General features: G+C 43.7%; 5 protein-coding genes and 1 pseudogene. 1 reads left to right on the forward strand and 5 read right to left on the reverse strand.

The window, feature by feature from the left end:
- Positions 1 to 169: 169 nt before the first annotated feature.
- The 5 genes from gatA to Q0Q74_RS09360 all read right to left on the reverse strand — a co-directional run bounded on the left by gatA (position 170) and on the right by Q0Q74_RS09360 (position 6,104).
- Positions 170 to 1,678 (reverse strand): Asp-tRNA(Asn)/Glu-tRNA(Gln) amidotransferase subunit GatA, encoded by a 1,509-nt coding sequence (gatA, locus tag Q0Q74_RS09340; RefSeq protein ID WP_294430214.1) that lies wholly within the window; start codon positions 1,676 to 1,678, stop codon positions 170 to 172.
- A 2-nt stretch (positions 1,679 to 1,680) separates the two neighbouring features.
- Positions 1,681 to 1,980: an Asp-tRNA(Asn)/Glu-tRNA(Gln) amidotransferase subunit GatC gene (gene gatC, locus Q0Q74_RS09345; RefSeq protein WP_294430215.1), complete on the reverse strand. Its 300-nt coding sequence runs from the start codon at positions 1,978 to 1,980 to the stop codon at positions 1,681 to 1,683.
- A 56-nt stretch (positions 1,981 to 2,036) separates the two neighbouring features.
- A complete protein-coding gene (locus tag Q0Q74_RS09350) occupies positions 2,037 to 2,738 on the reverse strand; it encodes a GTP pyrophosphokinase family protein (RefSeq protein WP_294430216.1) in 702 nt (233 codons plus the stop codon).
- Positions 2,739 to 2,836: 98 nt separating this feature from the next.
- The gene (locus tag Q0Q74_RS09355) at positions 2,837 to 3,691 is read right to left on the reverse strand and encodes a hypothetical protein (protein WP_294430217.1); all 855 of its coding nucleotides are present in this window, start codon (positions 3,689 to 3,691) and stop codon (positions 2,837 to 2,839) included.
- A gap of 37 nt (positions 3,692 to 3,728) precedes the next feature.
- Positions 3,729 to 6,104, reverse strand: coding sequence for an ATP-dependent helicase (locus tag Q0Q74_RS09360; protein WP_294430218.1), 2,376 nt, complete (start codon positions 6,102 to 6,104; stop codon positions 3,729 to 3,731).
- Positions 6,105 to 6,235: 131 nt separating this feature from the next.
- On the opposite strand from Q0Q74_RS09360, the pseudogene Q0Q74_RS09365 reads away from it, so the two are divergent.
- Positions 6,236 to 6,512: pseudogene (locus Q0Q74_RS09365) on the forward strand (hypothetical protein); the annotation flags it as partial.

Consider the following 6,512-nt stretch of genomic DNA (forward strand, 5'->3'; position numbering starts at 1 on the left):
TCGTTTATCGCATTTTTCTAGCATATCATCAAATATGAATTTTGCAACAAAAAAATGTAACTTTTTTTATACTTCAGGGTTTCAATTATTTGTATTCTACCTGCAAAAAAAATCCCCGCACTGTGAAGAGCATCCAACACAATGCGGGGTTCATAATTTAGAGACTTCCTTATTTTACAGGAACACCGCAGCCTTTATGCTCATCTTCCCAGACCTGTGCAATCTGCAAAAGTCTGACTTCATCGAACATCTTACCGGCAAACTGGATTCCAACAGGCATCTGTGAAGCTGCCTTGTTTTCTTTTGAAGTGTATCCGGCAGGAACAGAAATAGAAGGAATTCGTGCCAGATTGACAAATGTGGTGTAAAGATCGCTCAAATACATTTCAAGCGGATCATCAACCTTTTCGCCGAGACGGAAACTTGCCGTCGGACAAGTCGGGCAAAGAATCAAATCGTACGACTCGAACAAAGCAGCAACTTCACGCTGAATTCGTGCACGAACGCTCATGCCCGTTTTGTATGTGGTGCCAGAAAACTGCTCAGAAAGAACATAGTTTCCGATAATGATTCGTCTCTTAACTTCAGGACCAAAGCCCTGTGAACGGGTATCAACATAAAGCTGATCATAGCCCGCACCGTTATCAACACGATGACCATAACGGATTCCATCGAAGCGGCTCAAGTTTGAAGCTGCCTCAGAAAGTGCAATTACATAATAAGAAGCAATTGAAGCGTCAAGAATCGGAAGGTCTACGGTTTCGATTTTGGCACCTTTTGAAGTGAACCATGCCTTTGTTTCTTCAAAGACCTTTTTGACATCCTCATCAAGACCTTTAGCTTCCTCGAACTGCTTTGGAACGGCAATTTTTAATGAAGCAAAGTCTTTATAACTTTCAAGAGATGCTAGTTTTTCTGAATTCGGCAAATCAGCACTCGTATCATCGTAAAAATCAACTCCACTCATAAGTGAAAGCGGAAGAGCGATATCCTGAGGTGTGTGCCCCAAAATACCGACCTGATCAAGAGATGAACCGTAAGCAACAACGCCCCATCGGCTCAGAACACCATAAGTCGGTTTGAGACCGTAAATGCCGCAGTAAGAAGCAGGCAAACGAACCGAACCGCCAGTTTCTGTTCCAAGGCCAAAGAGAGCCTGATTTGCACTAACAGCAGCAGCAGAACCACCCGAAGAACCGCCTGAAACATAGTCGCGATTGATAGGATTTCGTGTTGCGCCATAGATTGAATATTCGGTAGAAGACCCCATTGCAAATTCGTCCTGATTACAGCGACCAAGCGGAATTGCACCGGCTTCTGCCAGACGACCGATTACAGTTGCATTGTATGGAGCGACATAGCCTTCAAGGATTTTGCTTGAACAGGTAAGTTTATGACCTTTGCATGAAATATTGTCTTTGTTTGCAAAAGGAACGCCCAAAAGCGGCTTTTTCTCAAAAAGAGCATCGATTGAACCGTTTGCTCGTGCCGCAGAAATTTCTTCGTCAGCCTTTTTTGCAAGCTCAATCGCATCATCATAAATCTCAAGGAAAGCATTGAGAGGCTTTTCTGATTTCTGGTCGGCAGTGAATGTGTCGATTGACTGCTGAACCAGTTTTTCGCTGGTAGTTTCGCCCGATTTCAATGCGGCGACAGTTTCTTTGATTGTATAGTACATAATTATGCTCCCTCTCCAAGAACTTTCGGAACCTGGAAGTAGCCGTCCATGAATTTGTCAGTGACTTTTTTGACATCAGGGATATCAAGTCCCGGAACAATTGTGTCTTCGCGCAGACATTCAGCCTTGGTTGAAGGATACGCGTCATAAGGATTTTCTGAATCGTCGTACTTTGAGAGAATGTCGAAATATCCGACTATTTCATCGACCTGCTTTTTGAGCGTTGCCATGTCCGTACTTTCTGGAGACAGGCGTGAAAGATAAAGCAAGTTTTCAAGGGTTGTTTCATCAACAGTTTTCATGCTTTCATTTTAGCGAAAAACAAAAAATTGTGGTAGTAGCTGGATTTTATTTTTGGCTAATCCAGATTCTGAAGCTCGAGTGCGATTTCTTCCATTTCACGGTCAGTCATGGCGATTGTCTCTGCCACACGGAAAAGTTCACGGCGGACGCTCTCTGGAACATTCGTTGTAGTCTTATAGTGAAGTTCGTGTTCAAGGCAAGCCCAGAAGTCCATTGCAATCGTGCGCAACTGAACCTCGACTTTTACATGATGAGTTGACTCTGAAAGATAGACCGGAACTTCAATTACAAGATGAAGGCTTCGGTATCCAGATTCCTTCGGATGCTTGATGTAGTCCTTTTCTTCGAGAAGAGTGATGTCGGGCTGTTTTAGAAGCATGTCGCGCACGGAGTAAATATCCGAAATGTACGGACAGATTACGCGGACACCAGCTATATCGTGAAGATTTTCGACCATCGAGTCGAAAGTAACAGGCAGTTTCTTTTTTTCAAGTTTGCTTGCAATGCTCTGCGGCGTTTTAATTCGGGATTTTACTGTCTCAATCGGATTACGCCGACCTGAAACCTTGTTTTCTTTATTCAGAATGTCCAGCTTAGTCTCAATCTGTTTGATTGCACTCTCATAAATCATCATTATCTGGTGAAATTCGAATGCCATTTTATAAAAATTATCGGGATTGCTGACAATTTCGCGGGAAATCACTTCCGGCAACTCTACATCACTTACACTCTCAGCAGCAAGTTCATCTAGATTCAAAATTCATCTCCAGTTAAATTCTAATACTTATAACAAAATATAATGAAAATAGTTGCATTTCGGCAAGTTTTATTTACAAAGAAACACCGCACCTTTTTCTATCGGTCTTCATCATCCTTTTCATCTTCGGCCATCTCTTCATCAATGCCTGAACGGTTCCGCAAATATTGGAAGTATGAATAGCCTTTTTCGTTGCAGCGGGCGATAAAATCAAGATCCTTGCGCCCCAAATCAAGGTCAACTGCTTTCTGAAGATATCCCTTTGCAGCGGCCGTCTTTTTTGCCTCATATTGAATCTGAGACAGTGCTATGTAAACAAGATATTTTTCACCGGGGATTTCAGCACATTTGAGGGCAGATTCAAAATGCCTTCGTGCCCTTGTTTTGCCGCCACCGAAAATTCCAGGAGCGTAAAAGCACCAGTTTCCAAGGCTGACATAAGAAATTGCCCGCTTTTTGTTTGCTTCGACCGCTCTTTCGTAAAATCCTTTAACCTTCATGCCGTAAAAGAAAGTGGCCGCTACGGAACGCGTCATGTAATACGCAGTAACATCTCCGGTCAACTGAAACATCCAGTCACAAACCTGCTCATCCTTTCGCTTTTCGATGCAGGCAAAATTGTTCTTCATCAGACGCTTCATTTCGGCACGAAGTTCTTTTTGATTTCCGCTCGAATTCAGTGCATGCTCGTAATATTCAGCAAAATAAAGGCTTTCAAGAAGACATTTTTCCTGCTCAAAATCTTTTGCGTGTTCAGGAAGTTCAGCCAGAGCCTCCTTTTTGAGCTCATCGATTTTTTTCCAGGCATCCTCATGATTCACGCTTTTAAGGATTACACGGTAAGTAACAAAATCCTCAACCTTCTGCCGCGTAAATTCAGAAATCACATCTTCTGCACCAAGAGACACAGTAAAAAAAGAAACAATCAAAGCAAAAAAAATAAATCTCTTCATATCCGTTAAAAAACTCACAAATCACATAGTTACAGCTCTAGTCTTTCACAATCATCAAAACACTTTCCTGATATTTCGGCAAAAAGCGCTTGATTCCACTGTTTTCAAAGCTCACGGTAATCGCATACTCGCCTTCATCATTCGTGCTTGTATTCGCGATTATGCCATAGCCGTAATCATCATGGTAAATTTTGGCACCACGGCAATATTTCTTTTTGATTGGGTCGCTTTCAACATCAGGATGGCTCAAGCCCCGCTCGCCGTAATCGCCACCGTGAAAACCGCTCCGCCTGTAACTCGAAGGAAGATGCCCAATTGCCTTTACGCCTTCAGTTCCCATTTCAAGCAGAAAAGGACTTGCCCTCATGAACTCAATGCGGCCATACATTCGGCGGACGGCACAACTCGTAAGATACAGCTCATTCTTTGCCCGCGTAACTCCGACATAGCAAAGACGACGCTCTTCTTCCATTTCTTCTTCATCATCACCGTTACGCGGAAAAACGCCCTCTTCCATGCCAGTCATAACGACACGGTTGAATTCAAGGCCCTTCGTGTTATGCAGCGTGATTAAAGTGACGGCATCTTCAGCAACTTCTTCTTCCTCAGAAGAAAGCGTGCGGTCAAGCTGAATGTTGTCAAGGAAATCAAGCAAGCCCTGCCGTGCAAGCGGATACGGGAGCGCCGAGTTCGCAAGTTCCTGCATGTTCTCAACGCGGAAAGTATGTTCTTCTTTATCACGCTCCTCGTAATATGAGCCAAGCCCCGATTTTTTTACAATTTCTTCTATTAATATAGCAAGGCTCTTCTTTTCTTCGCGTTTTGCCAAAGGAGAATTCTGCGATTCCGAAATGACCTGCTCGGCAAGCTCACCGCCGGCACTAGTTTCTTCACCAAAGAGTGATTCAATTCCTTCTATAATATCAGCAAATTTTGAGATTTCTGATTTGGACTTGCCCGAAAGTTTAGGGAGCAGGTAACGACAGGCCGCAATTATGTCATTCGGCTCGAAACGATTGACCACAGCACCTTCTTCATTTATTGACTGAAATTCTTCCCTGGCAGCATTTACAATATTGTCCTGAGCTTTATTTCCGATTCCGCGAGCAGGCTTGTTAACGATTCGGTGGAACGCAATTTCGTTTTTGTGATTCGCAATAAGCTCAAGCCATGCCACAATATCCTTAACTTCTTCGCGTTCAAAGAATTTGAGCGAACCGACGATGACATAAGGAATCTTTTTGCGGACAAATTCACTTTCAAAACCAAGCGACTGTGCATTGGTGCGATAAAGAACCGCCCAGTCTGAATAAGGAACGCCCATCTCATGCGACTTCTGTACTAAATCAGCGCAAAAATGAACTTCATCATCCTGATTTGGAAGAAACGCAAGCACAGGCACTTTTCCACTGCCACGCACCGCACGAAGAGTCTTACCGAGGCGGCCAGAATTGTGGGAAATCACATTGTCTGCAAGAGAAAGAATTTCGCTTGTGGAACGATAATTGCTTTCGAGACGGACAATCTTAGTTCCGTCAAAAATCTTCGGAAAGTTCAGGATATTCTGGATTTCAGCGCCACGGAATTTATAAATTGACTGATCATCATCACCGACAACACAAATGTAAGTTCCGCTACCTTCATTAAAGCCCGAAAGAGCTTCAAGCAGCTTAAACTGAGCCACATTCGAATCCTGATACTCATCAACCATAATCACGCGAAAACGACGGTACATACGTTCACGCAGGGAATCATTGTGAGTAAGCGCAAGATAAGGAAGCAAAATCAAATCGCCGAAATCAACATTGCCGGTTGCACGAAGCCGCTTTTCGTAAAGAGCATACATCGAGGCAAAATCAGGCGGATTCAAAAACTCCTCACGCGTCAGAATTTCAGGCGAATCAGGAAGAAGACAATAATCCTTTGCAAGAGCGATTTTGCGTGCGTATTGAGCAGCCTCTTTTTTAGTCAGTTTAGGCTCAACCTTTTGAAGAAGGGAAACAGCGTCTTCGTCATCATAAACAGTGAAATTCGGGTCAACACCCGCTTCTTCAGCATAAACACGCAAAAACCAGGCACCAAAAGAATGGAAAGTACGGATTTGAGCATCAGCAGCCCTCGCATCCAGTGCAATTGCCCTCTCGTGCATCTCATTTGCAGCCTTTTTAGTAAAAGTCACCGCAAGAATCGAGTAAGGATTAATATTTTTTTCGCCAATGAGATAAGCGATTTTGGTCGTTATTACACGGGTTTTACCAGAGCCAGCGCCCGCCAGAATCAAAAGCGGACTACCTTCATGCACCACGGCCTCATACTGCTCCGGATTCAAAACCGAAAGATACTCCTGCGCATGAGCCGAAAGCGAGGCCTGAGAAGATGTTAGCTCCGAAAAAACTTCGTCTTCAAGTGACATGAGGGTATTTTAGCAGAAAAACACACTTTTTTCACCCACAGATTGCCGAAACATGACTTTTTTTTCAAATAAATATATGCATGGGGAAAAGAACACCTTATGCAAAACTTATTTGTAAAAAAGGTGGCGATATGAAATATCAAATCATAATCGACGATGAAGTCAAGGAACAGGCCGCACGAGCCGTCGCAGAAGGAAGAATTCTCAACCTAAAAAATGACATCGTATTCAAATCCTTCTTCTCAAAAAACTGCCGGGAATCAGCGTATTGCAGACGCAAAATGCTTTCGGCAGTAATCGGGCAGGAAGTCACGGACACAAAGGTTCTGAACCCCGAACTGCTTCCCACCCGAACAGACGGCAAGTTTCCGCGACTCGACATCCACTGCAAGCTGGCGGACGGGAGTG

Origin of the sequence: uncultured Treponema sp., from assembly GCF_946187725.1 — a bacterium.
Classification (GTDB): domain Bacteria; phylum Spirochaetota; class Spirochaetia; order Treponematales; family Treponemataceae; genus Treponema_D.

Excerpts from the sequence above, each read along its gene's own strand:
- gatA (WP_294430214.1), bottom strand. The coding sequence starts at position 1,678 with ATGTACTATACAATCAAAGAAACTGTCGCCGCATTGAAATCGGGCGAA.
- Q0Q74_RS09355 (WP_294430217.1), bottom strand. The coding sequence starts at position 3,691 with ATGAAGAGATTTATTTTTTTTGCTTTGATTGTTTCTTTTTTTACTGTG.
- gatC (WP_294430215.1), bottom strand. The coding sequence starts at position 1,980 with ATGAAAACTGTTGATGAAACAACCCTTGAAAACTTGCTTTATCTTTCA.
- Q0Q74_RS09360 (WP_294430218.1), bottom strand. The coding sequence starts at position 6,104 with ATGTCACTTGAAGACGAAGTTTTTTCGGAGCTAACATCTTCTCAGGCC.